The sequence below is a fragment of the Thauera butanivorans genome, from assembly GCF_048398245.1.
GTDB lineage: Bacteria > Pseudomonadota > Gammaproteobacteria > Burkholderiales > Rhodocyclaceae > Thauera > Thauera butanivorans.
On sequence record NZ_CP183038.1, the window covers coordinates 728,730 to 754,447 of the forward strand.

The 25,718-nt window shown below is 66.6% G+C and carries 22 protein-coding genes and 1 CRISPR repeat array; of the genes, 14 read left to right on the top strand and 8 right to left on the bottom strand.

Going from position 1 to position 25,718, the window contains the following annotated elements; genetic code table 11:
• Positions 1 to 208: 208 nt before the first annotated feature.
• From ACNQFN_RS03535 to ACNQFN_RS03585, 11 genes are all read left to right on the top strand, one after another.
• Positions 209 to 1,342: an acyl-CoA dehydrogenase gene (locus ACNQFN_RS03535; protein WP_068636276.1), complete on the top strand. Its 1,134-nt coding sequence runs from the start codon at positions 209 to 211 to the stop codon at positions 1,340 to 1,342.
• Between the two features lie 376 nt (positions 1,343 to 1,718).
• A complete protein-coding gene (lldP, locus tag ACNQFN_RS03540; protein WP_068636277.1) occupies positions 1,719 to 3,419 on the top strand; it encodes an L-lactate permease in 1,701 nt (566 codons plus the stop codon).
• Between the two features lie 19 nt (positions 3,420 to 3,438).
• Positions 3,439 to 4,224, top strand: coding sequence for a transcriptional regulator LldR (gene lldR / locus ACNQFN_RS03545; RefSeq protein WP_068636278.1), 786 nt, complete (start codon positions 3,439 to 3,441; stop codon positions 4,222 to 4,224).
• Between the two features lie 41 nt (positions 4,225 to 4,265).
• Positions 4,266 to 5,405, top strand: a complete 1,140-nt coding sequence (gene lldD / locus ACNQFN_RS03550) for an FMN-dependent L-lactate dehydrogenase LldD (RefSeq protein WP_068636279.1) — start codon at positions 4,266 to 4,268, stop codon at positions 5,403 to 5,405.
• Positions 5,406 to 5,649: 244 nt separating this feature from the next.
• Complete coding sequence (locus ACNQFN_RS03555; RefSeq protein ID WP_068636280.1) at positions 5,650 to 5,937, top strand: hypothetical protein; 288 nt, start codon at positions 5,650 to 5,652, stop codon at positions 5,935 to 5,937.
• 110 nt (positions 5,938 to 6,047) lie between these two features.
• Positions 6,048 to 6,623, top strand: coding sequence for a TetR/AcrR family transcriptional regulator (locus ACNQFN_RS03560; protein ID WP_418648957.1), 576 nt, complete (start codon positions 6,048 to 6,050; stop codon positions 6,621 to 6,623).
• Positions 6,624 to 6,670: 47 nt separating this feature from the next.
• Positions 6,671 to 7,654 (top strand): MDR family oxidoreductase, encoded by a 984-nt coding sequence (locus ACNQFN_RS03565; RefSeq protein WP_068636281.1) that lies wholly within the window; start codon positions 6,671 to 6,673, stop codon positions 7,652 to 7,654.
• A gap of 47 nt (positions 7,655 to 7,701) precedes the next feature.
• On the top strand, positions 7,702 to 8,280 hold the full coding sequence (locus tag ACNQFN_RS03570; protein ID WP_418647972.1) for a peroxidase-related enzyme: 579 nt from the start codon (positions 7,702 to 7,704) through the stop codon (positions 8,278 to 8,280).
• An 86-nt stretch (positions 8,281 to 8,366) separates the two neighbouring features.
• Entirely contained in the window at positions 8,367 to 9,278 is a 912-nt protein-coding gene (locus ACNQFN_RS03575) for an AEC family transporter (RefSeq protein WP_418647973.1), read from the top strand.
• 35 nt (positions 9,279 to 9,313) lie between these two features.
• Positions 9,314 to 9,772 carry a PaaI family thioesterase gene (locus ACNQFN_RS03580; protein WP_418647974.1) on the top strand — a complete coding sequence of 153 codons (459 nt, stop codon included), beginning with the start codon at positions 9,314 to 9,316 and terminating at the stop codon, positions 9,770 to 9,772.
• Positions 9,769 to 11,025 carry a YbfB/YjiJ family MFS transporter gene (locus ACNQFN_RS03585; protein WP_418647975.1) on the top strand — a complete coding sequence of 419 codons (1,257 nt, stop codon included), beginning with the start codon at positions 9,769 to 9,771 and terminating at the stop codon, positions 11,023 to 11,025. The genes ACNQFN_RS03580 and ACNQFN_RS03585 overlap by 4 nt, the downstream gene beginning before the upstream one ends.
• 139 nt (positions 11,026 to 11,164) lie before the next feature.
• Here ACNQFN_RS03585 and ACNQFN_RS03590 read toward each other — a convergent pair whose 3' ends face one another.
• From ACNQFN_RS03590 to ACNQFN_RS03615, 6 genes are all read right to left on the bottom strand, one after another.
• Positions 11,165 to 11,782, bottom strand: a complete 618-nt coding sequence (locus tag ACNQFN_RS03590; RefSeq protein WP_418647976.1) for a DUF5610 domain-containing protein — start codon at positions 11,780 to 11,782, stop codon at positions 11,165 to 11,167.
• Between the two features lie 115 nt (positions 11,783 to 11,897).
• Positions 11,898 to 13,245: a CRISPR direct-repeat array (repeat unit 28 nt; unit sequence CTTCTCAACCGCCTGCACGGCGGCAAAC).
• Positions 13,246 to 13,342: 97 nt separating this feature from the next.
• Positions 13,343 to 14,296 carry a type I-F CRISPR-associated endonuclease Cas1f gene (gene cas1f, locus ACNQFN_RS03595; RefSeq protein ID WP_418647977.1) on the bottom strand — a complete coding sequence of 318 codons (954 nt, stop codon included), beginning with the start codon at positions 14,294 to 14,296 and terminating at the stop codon, positions 13,343 to 13,345.
• Positions 14,293 to 14,832, bottom strand: coding sequence for a type I-F CRISPR-associated endoribonuclease Cas6/Csy4 (locus ACNQFN_RS03600; protein ID WP_418647978.1), 540 nt, complete (start codon positions 14,830 to 14,832; stop codon positions 14,293 to 14,295). The genes cas1f and ACNQFN_RS03600 overlap by 4 nt, the downstream gene beginning before the upstream one ends.
• A complete protein-coding gene (gene csy3, locus ACNQFN_RS03605) occupies positions 14,829 to 15,908 on the bottom strand; it encodes a type I-F CRISPR-associated protein Csy3 (protein ID WP_418647979.1) in 1,080 nt (359 codons plus the stop codon). Before csy3 ends, ACNQFN_RS03600 begins: the two co-directional genes overlap by 4 nt.
• 12 nt (positions 15,909 to 15,920) lie before the next feature.
• The gene (locus tag ACNQFN_RS03610) at positions 15,921 to 16,808 is read right to left on the bottom strand and encodes a type I-F CRISPR-associated protein Csy2 (protein WP_418647980.1); all 888 of its coding nucleotides are present in this window, start codon (positions 16,806 to 16,808) and stop codon (positions 15,921 to 15,923) included.
• A gap of 79 nt (positions 16,809 to 16,887) precedes the next feature.
• Positions 16,888 to 18,006, bottom strand: a complete 1,119-nt coding sequence (locus ACNQFN_RS03615; RefSeq protein ID WP_418647981.1) for a type I-F CRISPR-associated protein Csy1 — start codon at positions 18,004 to 18,006, stop codon at positions 16,888 to 16,890.
• 422 nt (positions 18,007 to 18,428) lie between these two features.
• On the opposite strand from ACNQFN_RS03615, the gene ACNQFN_RS03620 reads away from it, so the two are divergent.
• Entirely contained in the window at positions 18,429 to 21,452 is a 3,024-nt protein-coding gene (locus ACNQFN_RS03620) for a hypothetical protein (RefSeq protein WP_418647982.1), read from the top strand.
• A 34-nt stretch (positions 21,453 to 21,486) separates the two neighbouring features.
• On the opposite strand, the gene ACNQFN_RS03625 is transcribed toward ACNQFN_RS03620, so the two are convergent.
• The gene (locus ACNQFN_RS03625; RefSeq protein WP_418647983.1) at positions 21,487 to 22,536 is read right to left on the bottom strand and encodes an AraC family transcriptional regulator; all 1,050 of its coding nucleotides are present in this window, start codon (positions 22,534 to 22,536) and stop codon (positions 21,487 to 21,489) included.
• Positions 22,537 to 22,694: 158 nt separating this feature from the next.
• Between ACNQFN_RS03625 and ACNQFN_RS03630 the strand changes: the two genes are divergently transcribed.
• Both ACNQFN_RS03630 and ACNQFN_RS03635 read left to right on the top strand, forming a co-directional pair.
• Positions 22,695 to 23,876, top strand: coding sequence for an isovaleryl-CoA dehydrogenase (locus tag ACNQFN_RS03630; RefSeq protein WP_418647984.1), 1,182 nt, complete (start codon positions 22,695 to 22,697; stop codon positions 23,874 to 23,876).
• A gap of 458 nt (positions 23,877 to 24,334) precedes the next feature.
• Entirely contained in the window at positions 24,335 to 24,937 is a 603-nt protein-coding gene (locus ACNQFN_RS03635; RefSeq protein ID WP_068636296.1) for a 2-hydroxychromene-2-carboxylate isomerase, read from the top strand.
• Between the two features lie 3 nt (positions 24,938 to 24,940).
• On the opposite strand, the gene ACNQFN_RS03640 is transcribed toward ACNQFN_RS03635, so the two are convergent.
• Positions 24,941 to 25,717: an SDR family NAD(P)-dependent oxidoreductase gene (locus ACNQFN_RS03640; protein WP_418647985.1), complete on the bottom strand. Its 777-nt coding sequence runs from the start codon at positions 25,715 to 25,717 to the stop codon at positions 24,941 to 24,943.
• Between the last annotated feature and the right edge of the window lies 1 nt (position 25,718).

The following is a 25,718-nucleotide window of genomic DNA, read 5'->3' on the forward strand; positions in this document are numbered from 1 at the left end:
TCCGCTGCGGCGTCCGTGCGGTTCTGGCGATTCGTGCCCTGAACCGCCGGCCACGCCGGGGATTTGCTCCGCAGTCTGCGGAACTCGCTCCCTGCGGTCGCTCGGACAGTCCCCGACTGCTCCACAAACTCCCGACACGGCCGATTCGGCAGTGTCGCAGATCCGATAGGCAATGGGACGGCTGAGGCCGTTCCGGAAGAGGTTTGACATGATTCTTACCCAGGAACAGGAACTCGTCCGCGACTCGATGCGCGCTTTCGCCCAGGAGCGCCTGGCGCCGTTCGCGGCCGAATGGGACCGCAACCACACCTTTCCGCGCGAAGCGCTGAAAGAACTGGCCGAACTCGGCGCGCTCGGCATGGTGGTGCCGGAGGAATGGGGCGGCGCCGGCATGGACTACATGAGCCTGGTGCTGACGCTGGAGGAAGTCGCCGCCGGCGATGGCGCGACCTCGACCATCCTCAGCGTGCAGAACTCGCTGCCCTGCGGCATCATCAACCGCTTCGGCACCGAGGCGCAGAAGGAAGCCTGGCTCAGGCCGCTGGCCCGGGGCGAGAAGCTGGGCTGCTTCTGCCTCACCGAGCCCCACGTCGGTTCCGACGCCGCCGCCATCCGCACCACGGCGATGCGCGAGGGCGGCGAATGGGTGCTGAACGGCGTCAAGCAGTTCATCACCACCGGCAAGCATGCCGACGTCGCCATCGTCTTCGCCGTCACCGACAAGGCGGCGGGCAAGAAAGGCATCACCTGCTTCCTGGTGCCGGCGGATGCGCCCGGCTACCAGGTGGGGCGCATCGAGGAGAAGATGGGCCAGAAGGCTTCCGACACCACGCAGATCCTGTTCGAGAATTGCCGCATTCCGGCGGATTCGGTGATCGGCGCGGAGGGCGAGGGCTACAGGATCGCGCTGTCCAATCTGGAAGCCGGCCGCATCGGCATCGCCGCGCAGTGCCTCGGCATGGCGCGTGCCGCGCTGGAAGCGGCGGTCAAGTATGCGCAGGAGCGCGAGAGTTTCGGCAAGCCGATCTTCGAGCACCAGGCGGTCAACTTCCGCCTCGCCGACATGGCGACGCAACTGGAAGCGGCGCGCCAGCTCGTGTGGCATGCCGCCAGCCTGAAGGACGCCGGCCGGCCCTGCCTCAAGGAGGCGTCGATGGCCAAGCTGTTCGCGTCGGAAATGGCCGAGCGCGTGTGCTCCGACGCCATCCAGGTGCATGGCGGCTACGGCTACGTCACCGACTTCCCGGTCGAACGCATCTACCGCGACGTGCGGGTATGCCAGATCTATGAAGGCGCCAGCGACATCCAGCGCCTGGTGATCGGACGCGCGCTGGCGGGCTGAGCGCTCGCTCCCTGCTTCACCGTCAGCCTGACCGCCAAGGCCGGCCCCTCGATTCGAGGGAGCCGGCCTTGGCGTTTTTGGGGTCTTCTGTGTGATGAGAAAGCGAATCTGTCGTCTTTTTGGTAAGACCAATTCGATAATAATTGCTAATGGGTGCCAATAGCTGTGTTTTTCAGCCTTGTCGACATGCCTGCTCCAGGGCTGGCTCCATATAATCGCGCAGCGCGGCAGGCGTGTTTTGGTATGACCAATATGATCGGCGCGGGAGCGGGTTCTGCCCAATGCGGCGAACTGCCCTCGGCAACTGGCGCGCAGAAGGGGCCAAGCTGGAGAGCGATAACTTCAGAGGCCGTGTTCATCGACCAAGGAAGGAAAAATGGAACACATCTGGCAACAAAACTACGATCCCGCCGGGAACGTATGGATTTCGGCGCTGGTTGCGCTGATACCGATCATCTTCTTCTTTCTGGCACTGACGAAGCTGCGACTGAAGGGCTACGTGGCCGGCACCATCACCGTGGTGCTGGCGCTGGCCGTGGCGCTGATCTTCTACCGGATGCCGGTCTCGGCGGCGCTGGCCTCGGCGGTATACGGCTTCTTCTACGGCCTGTGGCCGATCGCGTGGATCATCGTTGCCGCGGTGTTCCTGTACAAGGTCTCGATCGCGACCGGACAGTTCGACATCGTCCGCTCGTCGATCCTGTCGGTCACCCCTGACCAGCGCCTGCAGATGATCCTGGTCGGTTTCTGCTTCGGCGCCTTCCTGGAAGGCGCGGCCGGTTTCGGCGCGCCGGTGGCGATCACCGCCGCGCTGCTGGTCGGCCTGGGCTTCAAGCCGCTGTACGCCGCCGGCCTGTGCCTGATCGGCAACACCGCGCCGGTGGCCTTCGGCGCGATGGGCATTCCGATCATCGTCGCCGGCCAGGTGTCGGGCGTGGATGCGTTCGCGATCGGCCAGATGGCTGGCCGCCAGTTGCCGTTCATGACCATCATCGTGCTGTTCTGGCTGATGGCCATCATGGACGGCTGGCGCGGCATCAAGGAAACCTGGCCTGCCGTGCTGGTCGGCGGCGGCTCGTTCGCGATCGTGCAGTTCCTGACCGCCAACTACATCGGCCCCGAACTGCCGGACATCACCTCGGCGATCGTGTCGCTGGTGGCGCTGACCGCCTTCCTCAAGGTGTGGCAACCCAAGCGCATCTTCCGCTTCGAGCTCGAGGACGGCACGCCGCCCCCGAGCGCGGCAGGCGCTGCAGCCGGGCTGGACAAGCCGCCGGTGGACTTGACCGTCGGCACGGTGCTCAAGGCATGGTCACCGTTCATCATCCTGACCGCGATGGTGACGCTGTGGAGCCTGAAGCCCTTCAAGGCCTTGTTCGCCGCCAATGGTGCGCTGTCCGACTGGGTCATCAACATCCCGGTGCCGCTGCTGCACAACCTGGTCGAGAAGATGCCGCCGGTGGTCGCTGCGGCCGCGCCGTATGGCGCGGTGTACTCGTTCAACTGGTTCTCCGCGACCGGTACCGCGATCATGATCGGCGCGCTGCTGACCATCGTCTTCCTGCGCCTCAAGCCGGCCAAGGCGATCGAGACTTTCGCCGATACGCTGAAGAGCCTGGCGTGGCCGATCTACTCCATCGGCATGGTGCTGGCGTTCGCCTTCATCGCCAACTACTCCGGCCTGTCCGCCACGCTGGCGCTGGCGCTGGCGCACACCGGCGATGCCTTCGTGTTCTTCTCGCCCTTCCTGGGCTGGATCGGCGTCTTCCTGACCGGCTCCGACACCTCCGCCAACGCCCTGTTCGGCGCGCTGCAGGCCACCACGGCGCAGCAGCTGGGCCTGCCCGAAGTGCTGACGGTGGCGGCCAACACCACGGGCGGCGTGACCGGTAAGATGATCTCGCCGCAATCCATCGCAATCGCGTGCGCGGCAGTGGGCCTGGCCGGCAAGGAGTCCGACCTGTTCCGCTTCACGGTGAAGCACAGTCTGATCTTCGCCGCCATCATCGGCGCGATGACGACGCTGCAGGCTTACGTTTTCCCGTGGATGATCCCGGTCGTCCATGCGGCACACTGAGTAGGATAGGAGGCACGCAATGCGCCTGGCTGATCAGATCGCCGAGCAACTGCATACCCTCGTCCGGCAAGGCAAATGGCAGCCGGGCGAGCGCTTGCCGGCCGAAAGGCTGCTCGCCGAGCAACTGGGGGTGTCCCGGCCTTCCCTGCGGGAAGCCATCCAGAAGCTGGTCAGCCAGGGCGTGCTCCACAGCCGGCGGGGCGCGGGCACCTACGTTCAGGAGCGCAACCGGGGTTTTCTGCTGTCGGGCACCTTCGAGCCTCTGGCCAACCTGCTCACTGCGGACCCCGAATACCGCTACGACGTGCTGGAAGCCCGCCATGCGCTCGAAAGCAGCACTGCCTGGCATGCCGCGCTGCGCGCGACGCAGGCCGACAAGGACCGCATCCGGCGCTGCTACGACGTCATGGTGCGCCACCAGCAGAGCGGCCACGCCGAGCTGTCCGCGCGCGCCGATGCGCAGTTCCACCTCGCCATCGCCGAAGCCTCGCACAACGTGGTCCTGCTGCGCGTGATGCACAGCCTGTTCGAGCTGGTGTTCTCCAACGTCATGCACAGCCGGCGTACCATGTTCACGCTGAGCTCACCGGAAACCATCAACGAACTCACCGACCAGCACCGCACACTGATGCAGGCCATCCTCGACGGAGATGCGCCGCAGGCGCGCGCACTGATCGAAAACCACCTCGATTTCGTGCGCGACACCGTTCGCCGCTTCGACGACGACGACGCCAGGCGCGCCCGCTACGGCCGCCTGCCCGAGGAAGCGCGCGTGCCCACCTTGATTCCCGATGAACCGGGCTGACGCTTCGCCAGCCCGCTCCAGATACCCAGGAAGACAAATCCATGATCATTTCCTCTGCCAGTGACTACCGGGCTGCCGCGCAAAAGCGCCTGCCGCCCTTCCTGTTCCACTACATCGATGGCGGCGCCTACGCCGAAAAGACCCTGCGCCGCAACGTCGACGACCTCGCCGAAGTCGCGCTGCGCCAGCGCGTGCTCAAGGACATGAGCCAGCTCGACACCAGCATCGAACTGTTCGGCGAAAAGCTCTCCATCCCGGTGGCGCTGGCGCCGGTCGGCCTCACCGGCATGTATGCGCGCCGCGGCGAAGTGCAGGCCGCGGTGGCGGCCGACAAGAAGGGCATCCCCTTCACGATGTCCACCGTGTCGGTGTGTCCGATCGAGGAAGTCGCGCCCAAGCTCAGCCGCCCGATGTGGTTCCAGCTCTACGTGCTCAAGGACCGCGGCTTCATGCAGAACGCGCTCGAGCGCGCCCAGGCCGCCGGCTGCTCGACGCTGGTGTTCACCGTCGATATGCCGGTGCCCGGCGCCCGCTACCGCGACGCCCACTCCGGCATGAGCGGCCCCAACGCCGCCCTGCGCCGCTACATCCAGGCCGCGCTGCACCCGCATTGGGCCATCGACGTCGGCCTCAAGGGCAAGCCGCACACGCTGGGCAACATCTCCACCTACATGGGCAAGGACATCAACCTGGAAGACTACATGGGCTATCTGGGGGCCAACTTCGACCCCTCGATCTCGTGGAAGGACCTGGAATGGATCCGTGAGTTCTGGAAAGGGCCGATGGTGATCAAGGGCATCCTCGACCCCGAAGACGCCAAGGACGCGGTGCGCTTCGGCGCCGACGGCATCATCGTCTCCAACCACGGCGGCCGCCAGCTCGACGGCGTGCTGTCGTCGGCACGGGCCATGCCCGCCATCGCCGACGCGGTGAAGGGGCAGATCAAGATCCTGGTCGACTCCGGCATCCGCAATGGCCTGGACGTGGTGCGCATGCTCGCGCTGGGGGCCGACTGCACCATGATCGGCCGCGCCTTCATCTACGCGCTGGCGGCCCAAGGGCAGGCGGGCGTGACCAACCTGCTCGATCTGCTGGAAAAGGAAATGCGTGTGGCGATGACGCTGACCAGCGTCAAGAACGTTGCCGAAATCACCGGGGATTTGCTGGTGCAGGGAGGCTGAAAGCGGCGCCGGGTTCGGCGCGGATTTGAGGTTTCGGCGAACGGCCGGTACTGCTCAGAGAGGGTAGTGCCGGCCGTTTGTTTGTGGCGTACGTTACGTGTGTTGTGTGTGGCGATGCTGTTTTCTGCAATTTCCATCGTCGAGCACTCGAACTGCCGGATGGCATATGCATGATGGAGTGCGATCTGGCCGGTGTTAGACTCCATGCGTTAACCACGGGGTCTGATTCAGTCCTGGTAACCACATGAACAAGACACAAGCAGACGCCGCCGCCCGTGCGGTGCTGGAGCCGGGCATCCGCGCCCAGCAGGAAGCCCGCCGCAAACGCCACGAGCAGGAGTTCATCGAGGCAAGGCGGCGCCAGGTCAGCCGGTTTGCCTTTGCCGGTTTTGGCATTGGCGCGGCGCTTGCCTGTTTCCACTTCAGGGACGAATATCCTCTGGTCGTTGGTAGTGCGCTGATGGGCAGCCTTGCCGGCACCGTTCTCGGCTGGATCGTGGCCTGGTGGCGTGGCAGGTCGCGTGCGGGCTGACGGTCTTTCTGCTTGATTTTACGAGACGATCGGTTTAATGTCGCTGCATGGACGTCGAACAACAAGCCCCTCGTCGCCGCGGCAGGCCGCCCAGGCAGCGTGAGAACCTGATCGAGACACGCGAGCTGTTGCTGCGCGCGGGTCTGGAAGTGCTCACCGAGAAGGGCTTTTCCGCCACCGGCATCGAGGAAGTCCTCGGCCGCGTCGGCGTGCCGAAAGGCTCCTTCTATCACTACTTCAGCAGCAAGGAGGCTTTCGGTCTCGACCTGATCGAGCGCTACGGAGTGTTTTTCGCCCGCAAGCTGGATCGCCATCTCGGCAATTCGTCGCTTGCGCCGCTGGACCGCCTGCGTTCTTTCGTGGCCGATGCGACGGATGGCATGGTTCGGTACGAATTCCGCCGCGGCTGCCTGATCGGCAATCTCGGCCAGGAGATGGGTGCGCTGCCGGAGAGTTTCCGCGACCGGCTCAAGGAGACCTTCGAGGATTGGCAGGTGCGTCTGGCGGCCTGCCTCCGCGAAGCGCAGAAGGCCGGGGAAATCGCCCCGGATGCCGACACCGAACAGCTTGCCGCCGTGTTCTGGATCGGCTGGGAGGGCGCGGTGCTGCGTGCCAAGCTCGAGCGCAGCGCGAAGCCGCTCAAGGTGTTTGCAGGGTTTTTCTTTGCCGGCCTGGCAGCAGGCTGATTTTTTTGATCGTAACTAGACGGTCGGTCTAAATTAAGGAGGGTGAGATGTTCAAGGGTATTCTGATCGAGAAGGACGAAGCGGGTTACCGCGCCGGGGTAAAGGACATCGACGAAGCGCAACTGCCCGAGGGCAACGTCACGGTCCGCGTCAGCCACTCGACGATCAACTACAAGGACGGCCTGGCGATCACCGGCAAGGGGCCGGTGGTGCGCAAGTTCCCGATGGTGCCGGGCATCGACCTGGCGGGCGTGGTCGAGGAAAGCTCGCATCCGGAATACAAGGCCGGCGATGCGGTGCTGCTCAACGGCTGGGGCGTCGGCGAAACGCACTGGGGCGGCTTGGCGCAGAAGGCGCGGCTGAACGGCGACTGGCTGGTGCCGCTGCCCGCGGCATTCTCGCCGCAGCAGGCGATGGCGATCGGCACCGCGGGCTATACCGCGATGCTGTGCGTGCTGGCCCTGGAACGGCACGGCGTGAAGCCGGCGGACGGCGAGATCCTCGTCACCGGCGCGGCGGGCGGCGTGGGCAGCGTCGCCGTCGCGGTGCTGGCGAAACTGGGCTATACGGTGGTGGCAATGACCGGCCGGCCCAAGGATGCCGATTACCTGAAGGCGCTCGGCGCGAAGGAAGTGGTGGACCGCGCCGACTTCTCGTCCCCCGGCAAGCCGCTGGGCAGGGAGCGCTGGGCAGGCGCGGTCGATGTCGCCGGCAGCCACGTGCTCGCCAACGTCTGCGCGACGACGAAATACCGCGGCGTGGTGACGGCCTGCGGCCTGGCGGCGGGCATGGATCTGCCGGCGAGCGTCGCGCCCTTCATCCTGCGCGGCGTCACCCTGGCGGGCGTCGACAGCGTGATGTGCCCGCGCGCCGACCGCCTGGTGGCGTGGCAGCGCCTGGGCAGCGACCTGGACGTCGCCAAGCTCGGCCGGATCAGCCGTGAAGTCGGCCTTGCTGAAGCGATCCCGCTGGCCGAAAGCATTCTGAAGGGCGAAGTGCGCGGCCGCGTCGTCGTGGACGTCAATCGATAAAAACCTGCAGATCCCGAAATCTGCTTCATCACTCGAAGGAGAAGTACATGACTCAAGCACAACAGGCCGCAGTGAGCCGTTTCCCGGTCCCCGCACTCGAGGACATGCCCGAGGACATCCGCGAGCGGATCGTCGCCGTCCAGGAAAAAGCCGGCTTCGTTCCCAACGTGTTCCTGACCCTGGCCCACCGTCCGGACGAGTTCCGCGCCTTCTTCGCCTACCACGACGCCTTGATGGAAAAGCCCGGCAACCTGAGCAAGGCCGAGCGGGAGATGATCGTGGTGGCGACCAGCGCGGTGAACCAGTGCCAGTACTGCGTGATCGCGCACGGCGCCATCCTGCGCGTCCGCGCCAAGAATCCGCTGATCGCCGACCAGGTCGCCACCAACTACCGCAAGGCCGACATCACCGAACGCCAGAAGGCGATGCTCGATTTCGGCATGAAGGTGTCGCAATCGGCTCATCTGGTAGGCGATGCCGACTTCGAGGCGCTGAAGGCGCACGGCTTCACTGACGACGACATCTGGGACATCGCCGGTATCTCGGCTTTCTTCGGCATGTCCAATCGCATTGCCAACGTGACGAGCATGCGGCCCAATGCGGAGTTCTATTCGCTGGGCCGCTGAGTTTTTCCGGCAGCGGTTCGTTCAAACCCGGCCGGCCTCGAAAACATGCAGGCCGCGCCGGCAGGTGCGCGATGAATGGCATTCCGATGAGCCACATACTCGTTTCGCTTTGGCCCCTCTTCGTCCTGATCGTGGCCGGCCATGCCATGCAGCGCTCCGGCTTCCCAGGGGCCGGGTTCTGGCCGGGCGCGGAGCGGTTCAACTACTTCGTGCTGTTTCCGGCGCTGCTCTTCAGCAGCCTCAGCGCCGCGCCGCTGAACAACCCGGCGCTGCCGCGACTGCTCGCTGCCCTGGTGATCGTGCTGGGCGTGGTCACGGCCGGCCTGCTCGTCGCCCGCCGCATCAGGCAGTGGCCCGCAGCCCGCTTCGGTGTCCAGCTCCAGGGCCTGCTGCGCTTCAACACCTATCTGGGCATTGCCGCCGTCAGTGGGCTGTACGGCAAGGAAGGCATGGTGTTCGCCGCGGTGATCCTGGCGGTGCTGGTGCCGGCCGTGAACGTACTGTCGGTGCTGGCATTGTCGGCCGACAGGAGCAGGAGCGTGATGTCGCTGCTGGTGCCGGTGATCAGGAATCCGCTGATCCTGGCCTGCCTGGCAGGGGCGCTGTTCAATCTTTCCGGGCTGGAGCTGAAATGGGGCACGGACAGGCTGCTGACCCTGCTGGCGAACACCAGCCTGCCGCTGGGCCTGCTGTGCGTGGGGGCGGCGTTGAAGCTCGACGAATTGCGCGGGCAGGGTGGCGCGCTGCTCGGCAACAGCCTGATCAGGCTGCTCGTGGTGCCGGCGGTCGCGTTTCTGAGCGCACGGCTGCTGGCGCTGCCTGAGATCGAGACGGCCGTCGTGGTGGTGTTCTTTGCCCTGCCGACTGCGCCGTCGGCCTACGTGCTTACGCGCCAACTGGGTGGCGACAGCCATCTGATGGCCGGTCTCATCACCTTTCAGACCTTGCTGTCCGCAATCAGCCTTCTGCTGGTGATGGCGGCGCTTGCGCAAATGTAGAGCGACCCGATGGGTCTCATGCCGGAGAAAACGAAATGAGCATTGCATTCCAGGATTTCTATGCCGAGAAGTTCAGCCATTGCTATGGATGTGGCAGAAACAATCCGGCAGGGCATCATCTGAAGAGCCATTGGGATGGCGACGAAACGATTGCCCGCTTCCTGCCGAAGCCCGAATACAGCGGCGGCGTTCCGCATCACGTCTATGGCGGCCTGATCGCCTCCCTGCTGGATTGCCACGGTGCGGCCTCCGCGGCGGCCTTTGCCCATCGGGCCCGGAACCGTGAGATGGGGGCGGAGGGCGAGCCTATCCGGTACGTCACCGCATCCCTGAAGGTCGACTTCCGCCGGCCCACGCCGATGGGCACCGAGCTCGTCATCAAGGGGAAGCTGCGCAGCATGGAAGGCCGCAAGGTGTGGGTGGACCTGACACTGTCGGCAGATGGCGAGGTGTGCGCAACGGGGGAAATGCTGGCGGTCCGGTACCAGCAATGAAGCCTTCCTTCGGCAGCTCCATCACGGCTGGGCAACCCTCGTCGGCGCCGTCGCCGCAGGTGATCATCCTCATCGGCCTGGTCGCGCTGGCGATTGCGATGGGCGTCGGCCGGTTTGCATTCACGCCGATGATGCCGCTGATGCTGCGCGACGGGAGCCTCGATGCGGTGACGGGCACGGAGTGGGCCACGGCCAATTACTTCGGCTACCTGCTCGGCGCGCTGAGTGCGTCGTGGTTCGCGGGCAGCCCGCGGCGAGGGCTTCAGATCGGGCTGATCGGCGTGGCCGTGACGACGCTCGGGATGGTCTGGGGCGATGCCGGGCTGCCGTGGCTCGGCATGGCGCTTCGGGCCAGTGCGGGCATTTTCAGCGCCTGGGTGCTGGTCTGCGCCAGTGGCTGGTGCCTGCCCGAACTGAGCCGCCGGCATGCGACCTCGCTCGGCGGGTGGATGTATACCGGGGTCGGCCTGGGCATCGCGGGAACGGGTGTCCTGACCTGGCTGGGCGGCGGGCAGAGCGCCGTGGTGCTTTGGGCGGAACTCGGGCTGCTCGCCGTCCTTGGTGCTGCGTATGTGCTGCGGCAGCTTCCGGAGTCGTCCGCTGCGGCGGCGCCATCGGGTGCTTCCGCTCCGCCAAGGCCGGCGGCGTCGACAGCCGGGCGCGGCAACCTCGGCGTGGTGCTGTGCTACAGCGCGTTCGGCTTCGGCTACATCATCCCCGCGACTTTCCTGCCGACGATGGCACGGCAACTGGTGGCCGACCCGCTCGTCTTCGGGCTCACCTGGCCGATCTTCGGCACGGCGGCGGCACTGTCGGTCGCCTTTGCCTCGCGCTGGCTGCATGGCTGGTCGCGCCGGAAGGTCTGGGCGATTGCCCAGGGCGTGATGGCCGTGGGCACCTTCCTGCCCTTGCTGCAGCAGTCGCTGTGGGGGCTGGCGGGCTCGGCGGTGCTGGTTGGCGGCACCTTCATGGTGACGACCATGGCGGGCCTTCAACTGGCGCGCGAGCGCATGCCCGACAATCCGACGGCTCTTCTCGCGCGCATGACCGCCGGTTTCGCGGCAGGCCAGATCGCCGGCCCGCTGCTGGTGCGGCTCATCGGCGACGCCCGGGTCGCCGGCTGGGATGCCCTGAGCTGGGCCAGCGCCATTGCCACCGTGCTGCTGGCGGGCACGGCGCTATGGCTGTGGCTTGGCAGCCGTCACAGCGACCGTCCGGCCATCACGAGCCCCAGCAGCAGGAAGACGCCATAAAGCACGCGCTGGAACTGCATCGGCTCCAGGCGACCCCGTAGCCGCGCGCCCGCCCACAGCCCCGCAAAGGCGGCGACGAATGCCGTCGCGCATGCCGGAGCGTTGGCGGCCCAGTCGGCCAGGTCTGCGCTCCCCAGCCTCAGCGCGGGCTCAAGCCTTCGTCCGCCTGCTGCGGCGCTTCGCCCTCGGCAGCGGGCTTCAGCTTGGCGGCGAGGAAATCGTCGAAGCCCTTGGAGACCAGTTCGTAGGTCTTCATGATGCCGTTCTCGATGTCGCTGCCGCCGAGCACACCCAGCCCGTCCAGGATGTCGCGCGCTTCCTTGAAGCCCTTTTCGAAGCCGCCCCGCACCAGGTCAGTGAAGTTGCGGGCGAGTTCTTCGGGGGCCTTGCCGGGGTGCTGCGCCGCATAGGCGTCGAAGAAGCCGGTGGCGAAGCTCAGGATGCGTTCGGCGGTGGCTTCGGGCGAGTTGTCCTGCTCCATGGCCTTGCCGATGACGTCCACGTTCTGCCCCGGAGCCAGCACTTCGTTCAGGTGGTCGATGGCCGAACGGTAGAGCAGGGCGAGCGAATCGTTGCCGGCCTTGATCGACACCTGCAGCGATGCGCTGATGATCGCGGCGTTCTGCTCGTGGCGCACCGTTTCCGCGCTTGCCATGCGGCTGGTGCTCTCGCTGCGTTGTACGCCCTTTGCCGCCTGGGGGGCCTGCGTTGCGCTGCTTGCCGCTGTCTGGTTGATGCCGCTGCCTGTCGTTGCCATGGTGCTCTCCTTCGTCCGCTTCGGGCGTGACTTCAGCCGTCGTCACAGTAAAGGCTTAACGGCCGGCTGCGGGGAAACTTGATGCCGGGGTTTGAGCTGATTTGGTCGAGGTGGATTTCCTGACTGCCTGCACGGCGGCAAACCTGGAAGGCGGGGACGGTGCTGCCGTCGGGGACTTCTCAACCGCCTGCACGGCGGCAAACGATCTCTATCACCACTTTGCCGGGCTTCGATGCTTCTCAACCGCCTGCACGGCGGCAAACGAAAACAGTGATGCGTTTCGCAGGCCCTCATACTTCTCAACCGCCTGCACGGCGGCAAACGGATAAATCGCCCGCGATCTGGATGGCGGCGTCTTCTCAACCGCCTGCACGGCGGCAAACTACAGACGAAAACAGAAACCCACTCCCCGCGTCTTCTCAACCGCCTGCACGGCGGCAAACAGATGGGGCTCGGTTTCGACCCGCTCGCGGCTCTTCTCAACCGCCTGCACGGCGGCAAACGCCGCCGCCGAAATTCGGCGCTTGATGATCGACTTCTCAACCGCCTGCACGGCGGCAAACGAGCCGACGGCCACATCGCCCCCCGACGTCGACTTCTCAACCGCCTGCACGGCGGCAAACCGTGGCACCCCGGCTGCGGGAGCTTCGCACGCCTTCTCAACCGCCTGCACGGCGGCAAACGCACCCCGATCCGCTCCGCGGACGCCCCACAACTTCTCAACCGCCTGCACGGCGGCAAACGAGTGGGTAGCAGAGCGCCAGCCGCGTGTGCACTTCTCAACCGCCTGCACGGCGGCAAACGTCGGGCGGGTGCAATGATTTATCTGCACACTCTTCTCAACCGCCTGCACGGCGGCAAACCGGGTCCGGGCGAAAAAGAGAGTTGCCCGGAACTTCTCAACCGCCTGCACGGCGGCAAACAGCATGATCACGGCGCCGAAGAAGCCGACGATCTTCTCAACCGCCTGCACGGCGGCAAACTACAAGCTGATCGAGGACGGGCAGGTGCTCGTCTTCTCAACCGCCTGCACGGCGGCAAACGGAAATCGCCGAACTGAACGCCAGCATGGCGACTTCTCAACCGCCTGCACGGCGGCAAACTCGAGGAAGCGCCAGAAGGTGTATTCGTCGATCTTCTCAACCGCCTGCACGGCGGCAAACCTCGTGGAGATCGACTTGCTGAACATGGTCGACTTCTCAACCGCCTGCACGGCGGCAAACCGCAGCCTTGGGCGCAGAGCTGCCGCGCAGTTCTTCTCAACCGCCTGCACGGCGGCAAACGGCGTTCTGATCGAGAACAACCCGGCAATCGACTTCTCAACCGCCTGCACGGCGGCAAACGGGCTGTCGGTGATCGCCAGGCCTTCCAGGTACTTCTCAACCGCCTGCACGGCGGCAAACGCGCCGGTCGGGGTTCGCCAGCAGCTCGTGCTCTTCTCAACCGCCTGCACGGCGGCAAACTGAATGATTTTCGCGGAAAACCATTCCTGAACAACACCTTATCCAGAATTTCAGGGGCCAGACTTCGTTTTTCCCCCTACCTCCCAATACATTGAATTCAAAGCTGTTTTTCCGCAAGCTGTTTGACGAAGCCAAACAGGAAGTCCAGCGCGTCGGCATCTTGCAGGGTTTCGATGAGGCGGGCGCGGAAGGTGTTGTCCTTGGTGCGCGGGTCGGCACCGCACTCGAAGGCCAGGGGCATGACGTAGGCGTCCTTGATCAGGTCGGCGACGTCGAACACCAGCGCGCCGCGCCGGGTCTTGCCGTGGAGCAAGGGGAAGGCGTAGCTGATGCCCAGCCCGTTGAGGGCGACGGCGGCGAGGCCGTAGGCGATGTAATTGCCGTGGTCGAGGAAGGCGTTGACGCGTTCTTCCTTGGTGCCGCGCGCACCGGCACCTTCCTGGCGGGTGAAGGAAAGGCCGTAGCCGCTGGAGAGGGCGGCGTACAGGGCGCGCGCCCATTCGGCCTCGGCCAGCAGCAGGCCCTGGGTGTCCGGGACGGCTACGGCGCGCCGGTGGAGGGTGTCGGCGGCGCTGGGCGGCAGGGCGATGCGTTTTTGCAGGAGTTCGCCGTTCTTGCCCCAGGTTTTCGCGGTGAGGGCGATGCGCTCTGCGATCAGCGCCTTGGCCAGTTCCAGGCGGTGGGCTTCGTTGGACCACAGGCGTACCCAGGCCTGCATGTACTCGGTGGGGCGGTATTCGCTCTGCGGGGTGAGGAATACCGGGTCGGCGCTGGCGAAGAGCGGCGAGCCGCCGCTGCCGCAGAAGCCGACCAGCACGTTGGATTCGGCCAGGCGGCGCATGGCCGCGTCGGTGATCGAGGTGCCCTTGCCGAGCAGGAGCAGTGCAGTGTTGCGCTCCGGCAGGTTGAAGTATTGCTCGACGTCTTCGCCGCTTTCGGTGAGCCAGACGATGCGCTCGTCCTTTTGCAGTACCCGCGCGTGCTCCAGGTAGAAGATGTTGGCGCGTTTGGAGAGCAGGATCTGGCGGGGCTTGGGGCGCGCCTTGCTCATGGCAGGTGGGGCACGCCGAAGGGCCGCGAGGCGGTGGCCAAGCCGTAGGCGTCGGGTTCGGCCTCGTCGGTCACGGTGGTGGCCGGCTGGGCTTGCACGTACAACCGCCAGATCTGCCGGTTGCTCTGGCTGTGCAACACGAAGTACGGCAGGCCGGCGGTGTCGGCCGCCTGCATGCGGCGCAGGCGCAGGTTGGCGTCGGGGTTGCGCTCGGCCTTGCGGCTGGGGATGCGGTAGCGCCGGTAGCTGATCCAGGGGCCGGCGAAGCCGTCCGGCAGCGTCTTCGGGTAGCTGTATTCCACCAGTCCACTGAAGCCGGCGTGGCTGTCGGTGGCCGCCACCAGCCGGTCCAGCGCTTCGCGGGAGCCGGCGAACACCCGCAGGCGCGGAAAGCTGCGCGGGTAGTCGGGCAGGGCCAGGGCGTACTGGCCGGGGTGCTGGCGGAACACGCCGTGCAGCACGCCCAGCGCGAGGGCCGCCGCGGTGGGCGCGGCGCGCGGGCCGAAGCGCAGGTCGACGTAGCAGCGTGGTTTCACGATTCCTTGCCTCCGGAGAACACGCCGCCGCGGATCAGGCTGGCGATCATGAACATGCCGCCGGGGCTGGCGGGGTCGAGGGTGTTGAGGCGGCGGGCGAATTCGAAGGCGGAGGTTTTCTTGTCGCGGAAGAATTCCTGGGCTTCCAGGCTGGCGCCGTTGGGCTCCACCGGCAGCGGGCGGCCGTGTTCGGCATAGCGCGGGTACCAGGTGTCGATCGTACGCAGGGCGTTGCCGATCTTCTGGTCGCGCAGCGCGGCGTGGCCCATGATGCGGGTGCTGTCGAAGCCCATGCCGCTGTCGCGATCGAGCCGCTCGGCGGTGCCCAGGCAGTACAGTGGGCGGGCGAAGCCGCGCGGTTTGTTCTCGACGTAGTTCTGCGAGGGGAAGACTTCCAGCGCGCCGCGCACGCCGAAATCCAGACGTGCTTCGATCTCCAGCCCCGCGTCGTCCAGCCCGCGCAGGCCGGCCGCGATGTGCTCGGCCAACTGGCGTTCGGCGTCGGTAATGTCGTCGAAGTGGTTGAGCGGGGTGGCCAGCGCGTCGAAGCTGGCCAGCAGTTGGCCGGCCACCGTCACGTTCACCGAGACGCTGCGCGCGATGCTGCGGTTGCGCCACAGCCAGCGGCCGTTGGCGATGTTGCGGGCGAAGCGCGCGGCCACTTCATCCAGCCCGGTCGAGTCCTTGGTGCGCTGGATGAAACCGGCCACGCTGTCGCGGTAGCTGCGCACGAGGTCGTCAGCGTCGGTGGCGGAGGGCGCGCAGGCGAACAGCACGTTGTCGAGGTCGAGAAAGCGCAGGCTGAAGCGCACCGCAAGTGCCTTGGCGTGCTCGTCCAGCTTGGCGGTGTCGGTGGTCTGGATGTTGGAGACTTCCTGCCGTTTGGCCTCGGCCGCGGTGCTCTTTTCCGCGTCGCCGTTCTTGTTGATGTTCTGGGTGCCGCGGATGCCGTGGCGCACGACCATGACCGGGCTCTGGCCGTCGTCGAGCACGTTGAAGAAGGGCGCGTCGGTGACCACGATGCCGCGCTGGAAAGCCAGTACGCCGGGCAGTTTCTTGAATTCGGGTGCGTTCATGGAGAGGGCTCCTTACAGGGATGGCGGGGCAGAGGAAAGCTGTACGGGGGCGGACTGGCGCACGACGAACACGTCGTCCTGCAGCCAGGTATGCTCCCAGAACGGAACGGGGCGCGGGCCGAAGTCCCCGGTAGAGACGTACTGGACCACGCCCAGCAGCGGTTCGCAGAAGGCGTGCAGCGGGGTTTCCGGCTGGCCGCCTGCGCCGGTCTGGCGTACGCCCGCGCGCCGGGCGAATGGCGTGGTGGCGGCGTAGCCCAGCACGGTGGCGGCGAACCAGGATTCGGGCAGTGCCTGCAGGGTGTCCGCCGCCTCCGCCCGTGCCGCCTTCCGGGGCGTGTCGGTCTTGCGCGACTTGCGCCCGAGCAGGCCGACCAGGGCATCGACCGGGTTGGCGCCGGTGTCCAGCAGATCGCTGCGCTCGATCAGCCAGAAGCCCTTGGGCAGTTGCAGGCCGTCGAGTTCATTGGCGGACTCGGGCTTGCCGAAGCCATCCACGCAGCCGCCCGCGATGCGCGCGCTGCGCAGGAAGTCGAGGACCCGGTCGAGCTTGATGCGGCCGTCTACTTCGATCAGCAGCGACAGGGTGAGGTGGCAACTGGCGGTGGGCTGCAACGAGAGCGCGTGGCGGTTTTTGGAGGAGTAGTCCACGTCGTCGATGAAGCTGGCGCCCCGGCGCTGCTGGGGGTGAAAGTCGTAGAAGCCGTCGCTGCCGTATTCGCCGAGCAGTTGCGCGTCGTGGTGCAGGATGGCCACGCGCAGCGGGTGGCATCCGGTCTTCAGGCCGAGGTTGTGGGTGAACAGGCTGACGGCCATCACCGGGGCCGCCTGTACGGCATAGTTGCCCGCCATGGCGTTGGCCGCGCGGACGCGCAGGCGGGGCAGGAGCAGGTAGGTCACGGTACAACCCTCCTGTCGCTGCGCGACATCCTCCCCGTGGGAGGAAGAGCGCCCTCTTCGGGCGGCCGGGCGAGAGCGCTCATCGCACCACCTCCTCGATCATGTCCTGGATGGCGTACAGATCCGCCTGGTCGAAGTGGAACTCCTCCCGGCCGTCGTCGAAGCGGTAGTCGGCGATCAGCCGCGCGAGCCGTTCGGCGAAAGCGCGCGGCCAGTGCCGTTCCCGCAGTTCGGGGGCGATCAGGCCACGCGCCACGGCATCGGCCTGGGCGCAGACCAGCGGCGTGCCGCCGGCCGGCAGCATGTCGCGGTGGTCGAGCAGGCGCCGCCGCGCCTGGGCGCCCTGGGCCAGCACGGCGCGGGCGATGACGCGGACGTGTGCGATCTCTTCGTCCCGCGTGCGCATGTCGGTGGCGATCCGGCCGCCGTTGCGCGCCCGGCAAGCGGTGCTCCAGGCACGGAAGGCGTTCATCGGCTCGCGTGGCAGGCGAATGCCGAGCCCCTGGAAATGCAGCGCCAGCGCGACCTTGATCTGACGGTTTTCGGCAGGGGCGAAACACACCAGCGGGCGCTGCATGTCGCGGACCAGCGAACCCACGTTCTGTGGGTTGGAACCGCCCAGGCCGAGTATCGCCAGCGGAATCCGCTGCAAGTGCTCGCTGCCCGGCGCTTTCTCCCGCTGCAGTTCGTGCACCCGTTCGTTATGCGTGCGCACGGTTTCGCGAATCCGGCGGCTCACGCCACCCGCGCTCAGGGGGGTGACGGCACGGTAAGCGCCGTCCGGCCCCGGCAACAGCAACTGCCGGGCGCGCATCGAAACCTTGTGAGTGGCGATTTCGCAGCCCTGCGCAGTGGCCTCGGCCAGCATCGCCAGCAGTTGGCGGGCTTCGTCCGGCGGGGCCGTGGCGCTGCCTTCGCGGAGTTGGTTGAGCTGCTTGACTGCGGTGGCGGTCTTGCCGGCATTGGCCACGTAATCCAGCGCAGGCGTTTCACCGGCGCCGAGCAGCGTGCGGGCGGAGACGTAGGGGAGTTTCAGCGCCTGCGAGGCGGACAGGCGGATGCCGCCGGGCGGCGCATTGGAGTTGGCGGTCTTGTGGGAGAAGGTGACGAGCCGGGCGCAGGTTTCGGCGTACAGCGCGTGGGGAAGGACGATCCATTCCGGCGGGGCTTCCGCAGCGGCTTTCCGGGGGCGTGCCAAGGTATGCTCCTGCAATGGTCAGCGGTGATGCTGGAACCATAGGCTTGCTCAAGGCTGGAGTCAATCGCTTAATAAACTAAATTAAACAGGGAGAGGTTACGTGGCAAGATGTGCGCAGATGGCTTTCCGGTATGAAATCAGGCGGATGGGATGTCGCCTCATTGGGATGATCTGGCGTTTTTCCCGAAATGGTAGGCGATGCCCAGTATTTTGGGCGTTTATGCGAAATACGCTCGCTTGAATGTGCAGATTTCAAATGCTGCATGGTGGCGAGCGTGTTGAAGAGGTTGGAGCGTACGAAGGGTACGGAGTTTTTTAACCGCCTACACGGCGGCACACAATCGTTATTTAGTAAAGCAAACACTTCTAAACCACCTGTGCGGTGGCCACGCCAAGCCTATCACGGACACGAGCCCACTTCGATGCACGTTACCCTGATCTCCGACTGTCAGCGCCGCGCAGTGAAACGCAGCCGGGCGATTCTGGACAGCTACGCGATCCGCACCGGCGTGCGCTCGTGGGCCACGCCGATCACGCTGGAAGGCTTGCGCGAACTGCGCGGCCTGCTGAAATCCTCCGCCACGCGGCAGACGGCGGTGGCCTGCTACCGCAACGAAGGGCGCGAGCGCATGCGCCTGTTGTGGGTGGTGGGCGCGCGCGACAGTTTCGGACCGGACGGGCATTACCCTGCCGGGTACACCCGGTGCAAGCCGCCGCTGCCGGCGTGGCTGCGCATCGTCGGCCTGCTGGCCCACGCGGGTGGGCTGGGGCACGACCTGGGTAAGGCGGGCAGTTTCTTCGCCGACAAGCTTGCCCGTGCGGTCAGCAAGCCCGGAGAACGGGGCGAGCGTGATCCGGTGCGGCACGAATGGCTCTCCATGCGCCTGCTGCAGCAACTGCGCGGCGGCCAGGATTGGGAGCAGGCCTGGCAGGCACTGGCCTGGCCCAAGCCCCTGTGCGTGATCGGCGCGCTGGAGGATGAGGGCATCCGCACGGCTGTGGATGCCCTCGATTATCTGGTGGTCACCCACCATCGCCTCTTCGGGCCGGCCGCTGCGAACCAGGTGTCCGCACCCACGGCCGAGCGCCATGTCGAGGATGCCGGACGTGCCCGTGAACTGCGGCTCGCGGGCGCCTTGCCGCCCGACATCCTGGAGTTGCTGGCACGTGTGCAGGTCCGTCTGGCACGCAAGGCCGGCGAGCGCGGCCCGGCCTTCTGGCGCGGCGCTGCGGTGCTTGCGCGGGCCGCGCTGATCCTGGCGGACCACGAGGTGTCCGCCCGGCCCCGGCCGGAAGGGCTGGCCGGCTGCGGCCTGTTCGCCAACACCAAGAACGGCGCCTTCGACCAGCCGCTATGCTGGCATCTGCGCACGGTGGGCGCCCGTGCGGCGGATTACGCCTGGCGCATCGCCACGCTGCGCCTGCCCGGACTGGCCACCGAGACGGTGGAGCACATCCTCTCCCTCGCCGACGAGCACGGGCGCTTCGCGTGGCAGAACCGTGCCGTGGCGGCAGTGGCCGCGTTGCGCGAGCGTTCCGATGGTGGCCTGCTGGTATTCAACATCGCGGCCACCGGCGCGGGCAAGACCATCGCCAACGCCAAGCTGGCCTGCACCGTCTCCACCCGGCCGCGCTTCGCCATTGCGCTCAACCTGCGCACGCTGACGCTGCAGACCGGCGACGCGCTGGGCGAGGACCTGGGCCTGGGCGCCGACGAACTGGCGACCGTCATCGGAGATCGTATCGCCAGCCGTCTGCACGCGGCAGGCAAGGCAGAAGACCTCGCCCAGGCTGGAGCCTTCGAAACCGATGGCTTGGCCACCGAGTACGACGCCCATGGCGGAGAAGTCGAACTGCCGGAGTGGATGCGGGTGCTCACCGAGCGCCGGCCGGTGCTGCGCAGTGTGATCGGTGCGCCCGTACTGGTCTCCACCATCGACTACCTGATCAACGCCGGCGAGCCGGGGCGGCAGGGCCACCATGTCTCGGCCCTGCTGCGCGTGGTGGACAGCGATCTGGTGCTCGACGAAGTCGATTCCTACGAGCCGGACGCCCTGATGGCGGTGCTGCGGCTGGTGCAGATGGTCGGGCTGATGGGACGCAGCGTGATCTGCTCGTCGGCGACCTTGCCGCAGCCGGTGGCCGAGGCGGTGTACCGTGCGTTTCGCAGCGGCATGGAGATGCGCTGCGCGCTGGAAGAACGGGAGGCGCGCTTCGGTGTGGCCATCGTGGACGACCGCACGGCACCGACCCTGCTCGACAGCGCCGACGACCTGCCCGCCCGCTTCGGCCAGCATGTGCGGGTGCTGCTGAGCCAGCCCGGACGGGCGGTACGACGGGCCTGGGTGCAGCCGGTCACGGCGCGCAGCACCGAAGCATTCATGAGTGCGGTGGCCAACGCGGTGACGCGGCTGCACGCGGCGCACGCCTGGCCGGGCGCGGGGGGCAAGCGCCTGTCCTTCGGGCTGGTGCGGGTGGCCAACATCCGCACGGCCATCGCCACCGCCCGCGCGCTGGCCGCGGCGTTTCCGCACGCGCGGGTGGCCTGTTACCACGCGCGGGACTTCCGCATCCAGCGCCATCTCAAGGAAAAGCGGCTGGACTTCCTGCTCAAGCGCAAGCGGGGTGATGCGCACATCCTGCGCGACGAGGAAATCACCACCCTGCTGGCGCGCAGTGCGGCGGACTCGGTGCCCTTCATCGTCGTCGCCACGCCTGTCGAGGAAATCGGCCGCGATCACGATTTCGACTGGGGCGTGATCGAGCCTTCCAGCGCGCACTCCATCGTGCAGACCGCCGGCCGCATCAACCGCCACCGCCTGCGGGAAATCGGCGAACCCAACATCGCCGTCCTGCAGTACAACCTGCGCGCGTTGGAGAGCCGCGTGGGCGAGGCCTGCTTCCGCTGGCCCGGGCTGGAGTCGAAATCGCCCGAGCACCGCTATTCCAGCGCCGATCTGTGCGCCTTGCTGGAAGATGCCGATCTCGACGCGCTGGACGCCCGTCTGCGTCTGGGCGGGGGGCGCATGGCGAGTGACGAGGACCGCATCGTCTCCGTCCGCCTGAAGGAGCCACTCGCCATGCTCGAAGCCGGCGCACGCTATCCGTCTGAATGGATGACGCAAAGTTTCTATGCCACCCATGCCTTGCGCAATGCGGAGCCTCTCGAAGCCTGGCGTGTCCGTCTGTGCGATGGTTTTTGGGTCTTCGAACGGCAGGCACGGCCTCATGAGGATGAGCCTTGGTTGAAACTCGAATTGGGAACGGAAGTTCTCCGGGTCGCCAACGACTGGTTGTGCTGGGAATTGGAGACGCTTGCGGATGCATGCGATGAAATGGGGATCTCACGCGATCGAGGACTGGAACTCCAGGTGCCGTGCCGCAACGAGCAGTTGCGGCTGTCTTGGGACAGATCTTTTGGATTCCAGATGATGAGGCGAAGCTGAGCGGTGTTCGTTTCAGCGCTGGAACGGCTGCGCCTTACCCCAGTTCCACCGGCGCCTCTGCCCTGAATGCGCTCGGTGCCACCCCCGTCCAGCTCCGGAATGCCCGCGCGAAGCTCTTTTCGCTGTCGAAGCCGACCGCGGCGGCGATCTGCTTGATGGGCCTCTTCGTCTGCAGCAGCAGGCGGATGGCGTGTTCGCGGCGGGCTTCGTTCTTCAGCCGCTGCAGCGACACGCCTTCGTCCTTCAGTTGCCGGTGCAGGGTGCGCACCGACAGGTTGAGCCGGGCGGCGAGGTCTTCGGCGGTGTGGGCGGCGCCGGGCGCGGCGTTCAGCAATTGCGCGACGCTGTGCACCAGCAGGCGGTCGCGCCGGTATTGCAGAACGGTGAGCGGCAGCGCGCGCTGCAGCATCGCCTGCAAGGCGCGTTCGTCGCGGCGCACCGGCAGCGACAGGTAGCGGGAGTCGAAGCCGAAGCCGGCGGCGTCGGCGTCGAAGCGCAGCGGACCGGGGAACAGGTAGGGGTAGGCATCGGCGTGGCGCGGAGCGGGGAAGGGAAAGCGGGTTTCCGCCAGCGCGATGCGCGAATCGATCAGCCAGCTCGTGTAGCCCAGCAGGTAGCGCAGCGTGGTGACGAGGCAGAATTCGCGCAGCTCGCCGAGCGCCGCGTGCTCGGTGACGCGGACCGTCGCCGTGCCGCGCTGCTGGTCGAATTCGAACACGATGTCCTCGGTCAGCAGGCGGTGGTGGCGGCACCAGCGCTTGAGCGCCACTTCCAGCGTGGGCGAGGTGAGCGAGGCGCGGCACAGCATGCCGTAGCTGCCCCACGGCAGGCGGCGCGAGAACCAGCCCAGCGCTTCGTCGTCCAGCGCCTGCATGGCGATGCCGGAGATCGCCTCCATCTGCGCGGCGGTGACGCGCGCATCGGGGTCGTCGAGCAGGCTGGCGGGGATCTGCGCCTGGCGCAGCGCGCTGGCCGGATCCATCCCCCGGCGGCGGTACGCGGTGACGATCGCGCGGATGAAGGCGATCGGTGTGGCGGCGCGGCCCAGCGTGAGCTCGGCGGGCGAGGGGGTGAGGATCTTCATGGCTGGAAATACTAGTCGACGTGGCACGATCTGCAACCCCGATGGCAGTTGTCGGGCGCCGCGCGGGGCTAATCTCGCTTCATCTCCGGGCGTGTGCCGTCCATCATTGGAGCGTGCGGCCTGCCTGGCGCCAGAAAAAATCGACAAGGAGACACCCCATGAACGTGCCCAGCCTGAACTTCAACCTCGGCGAGACCATCGACGCGCTGCGCGACACGCTGCAGGCTTTCTGTGCCGCCGAGATCGCGCCGCGCGCGGCCGAGATCGACCGCGTCAATGAGTTTCCCGCCGACCTGTGGAAGAAGCTCGGCGACCTCGGCGTGCATGGCATGACGGTCGGCGAGGAATACGGCGGCACCGACATGGGCTACCTCGCCCACATCGTGGCGATGGAGGAAATCTCGCGCGCTTCGGCTTCGGTGGGGCTGTCCTACGGCGCGCATTCCAACCTGTGCATCAACCAGATCCGCCGCAACGGCACCGAGGCGCAGAAGCACAAGTACCTGCCCGGGCTGATCTCCGGCGAACAGGTCGGCGCGCTGGCGATGTCCGAGCCCAACGCCGGTTCCGACGTGGTGTCGATGAAGCTGCGCGCCGAGCGCAAGGGTGACCGCTTCATCCTCAACGGCAGCAAGATGTGGATCACCAACGGCGGCGACGCCGACACCTTGGTCGTCTACGCCAAGACCGACATCGACGCCGGCCCGAAGGGCATCACCGCCTTCATCATCGAAAAGGGCATGAAGGGCTTCTCGCACGGCACCCACCTCGACAAGCTCGGCATGCGCGGCTCCAACACCTTCCCGCTGTTCTTCGACGACGTCGAGGTGCCGGTCGACAACGTGCTCGGCGGCGAGGCCAACATCGGCCGCGGCGTGCAGGTGCTGATGTCCGGCCTCGACTACGAGCGCGCGGTGCTGTCGGGCGGCCCGCTGGGCATCATGGCGGCATGCATGGACGCGGTCGTGCCCTACCTGCACGAACGCAAGCAGTTCGACACGCCCATCGGCGAATTCCAGCTCATGCAGGGCAAGGTCGCCGACATGTACTCCACCTGGTCCGCCTGCCGCGCCTACGCCTACGCCGTCGGCCAGGCCTGCGACCGCGCCGACCACGCCCGCACGCTGAGGAAGGACGCCGCCGGCGTCATCCTCTACACCGCCGAGAAGGCCACCTGGATGGCCGGCGAGGCGATCCAGACCCTGGGCGGCGTGGGCTACACCAACGAATACGCGGTCGGCCGCCTGTGGCGCGACGCCAAGCTGTACGAGATCGGCGCCGGCACCAGCGAAATCCGCCGCATGCTGATCGGCCGCGAACTGTTCTCCGAGACGCGCTGAAGCACGGAGGGGGGAGGGCGGCGGCTACTCGCCCCTCCCCTCCCGCAGTTGTTCCAGCAGGCGTACGGCTTCGCCCATGCTGTCACGGGTGTCGAGCCTGCCCGAAAAGGCTTCGAGCGGCCCGATGGGGGGAGGATCGAGGGCGAACACTCCGGGCTTGTCCGGGATGGGTTCGAGTCGTGCTCGGCGCTCAGGAGAAAGATCTGATTTGCGCATCGCATGCTTTGACAGGATTCGATTTTATTGAATCTTACTCCGTAAACTTTAATAAGAGTCGTGCTTGTCAAAGGATGTCAGCGAAACCCTGTCTTTGGGTGATCGAGTGCCCGGCCTTGCTTTCCTGAAGGAGAGCGTCACCGCTCGCCTGGGTGGCCGCTGCCCTCGCCGGAAATCATGAGACACTTGGCCGATGCCCTGGCGGAGGCGCCGTGGGGACGGAACTGACGGAGTGACGAAAAATGACCGAGCCGATCGATTTCTACTTCGACTTCTCCTCGCCTTACGGCTATTTCATGGCCGAGAAGATCGATGCGCTGGCGGCCGCCCATGGCCGCAGCGTGTGCTGGCGCCCCATCCTGCTGGGGGCGGTGTACAAGGTCACGGGCGACGTGCCCTTGCCCCTGAAGCCGCTCAAGGGCGATTACTCGAAGCGTGACTTCGAGCGCTCGGCCCGCTTCCTCGGCCTGTCCTGCCGCATTCCCGATGTTTTCCCGATCGGCACCCAGGTTGCCGCGCGCGCCTTCTACTGGCTGGACGACCACGATCCCGTCGAGGCCCGCCGCTTCGCGCTGGCCGCCTTGCGCGCCTACTTCGTCGACGGACGCGACATCTCGCAGGAGAGTGCGGTGCTGGACATCGCGGCGGCCCAGGGCGCCGACCGCGCTGCGCTGGCCGAAGCGCTGGCCGGCGACGCGGTGCGGAATCGCCTCAAGGACGAATGCGCGCAGGCCATTGCCCGTGGCGTGTTCGGTTCGCCCTTCGTCATCATCGACGGCGAGCCCTTTTGGGGCGTGGACCGTATTCCGCAGCTCGAGCGCTGGCTGGAAACCGGCGGGTTCTGAGTTTCAGACGCGCAGCCTCCCGGTCTGCGTCATACCCGCCGCCATGTAGCCGCCGTCGACGACCAGGGTTTCGCCGTTTACATACGAGGCTGCGGGCGAGGCCAGGTAGGCGATGGCGTCGGCAATGTCTTGCGGCGTGCCGCGGCGGCGCGCGGGCACCATTGCAAGGATGTTGTCCCAGGTTTCGTCGGAATAGGTGCCGAGCGTCATCGGCGTCTCGATCGCGCCGGGGGCGATCGCGTTCGCGGTCACGCCAAGCGGCCCGAGTTCGAGTGCGAGCTGCCGGGTCAGGCCGATGATGGCGGCCTTGGAGCTGCCGTAGGCGGCACGCCCGACACCGGCGCGCAAGCCGGAAACCGAGGTGATGTTGATGATCCGACCATAGCCGCGTTCAGCCATGCCCCGTGCGGCACGCTGGCTGGCAAGAAAGGTGCCGGTGACATTGACGCGCATGACCCTGTCCCAGCTCTCCGGAGAAAAATCCAGCAGCGGCTCGACCAGCATCAGCCCCGCGCTATTGACCAGCACGTCGGTTCCGCCGAACGCGGCCTCGGCGTGGTCGAAGCCGGCGGCAATCGAGCTTGCGTCGCCGACATCCATCGCAACACTCGTCGCCTTGCCGCCGGCCGCGGCGATTTCTTGTGCAACCGTGCTGGCGCTGCGGGCGTCCCGGTCGGTCACGACGACCTGGGCGCCGCGCCGGGCGAGCGTCAGCGCGGCAGCCCGCCCGATGCCCGATCCGCCTCCGGTCACGAGAGCCGTGCCGTAATCTTCGCGCATG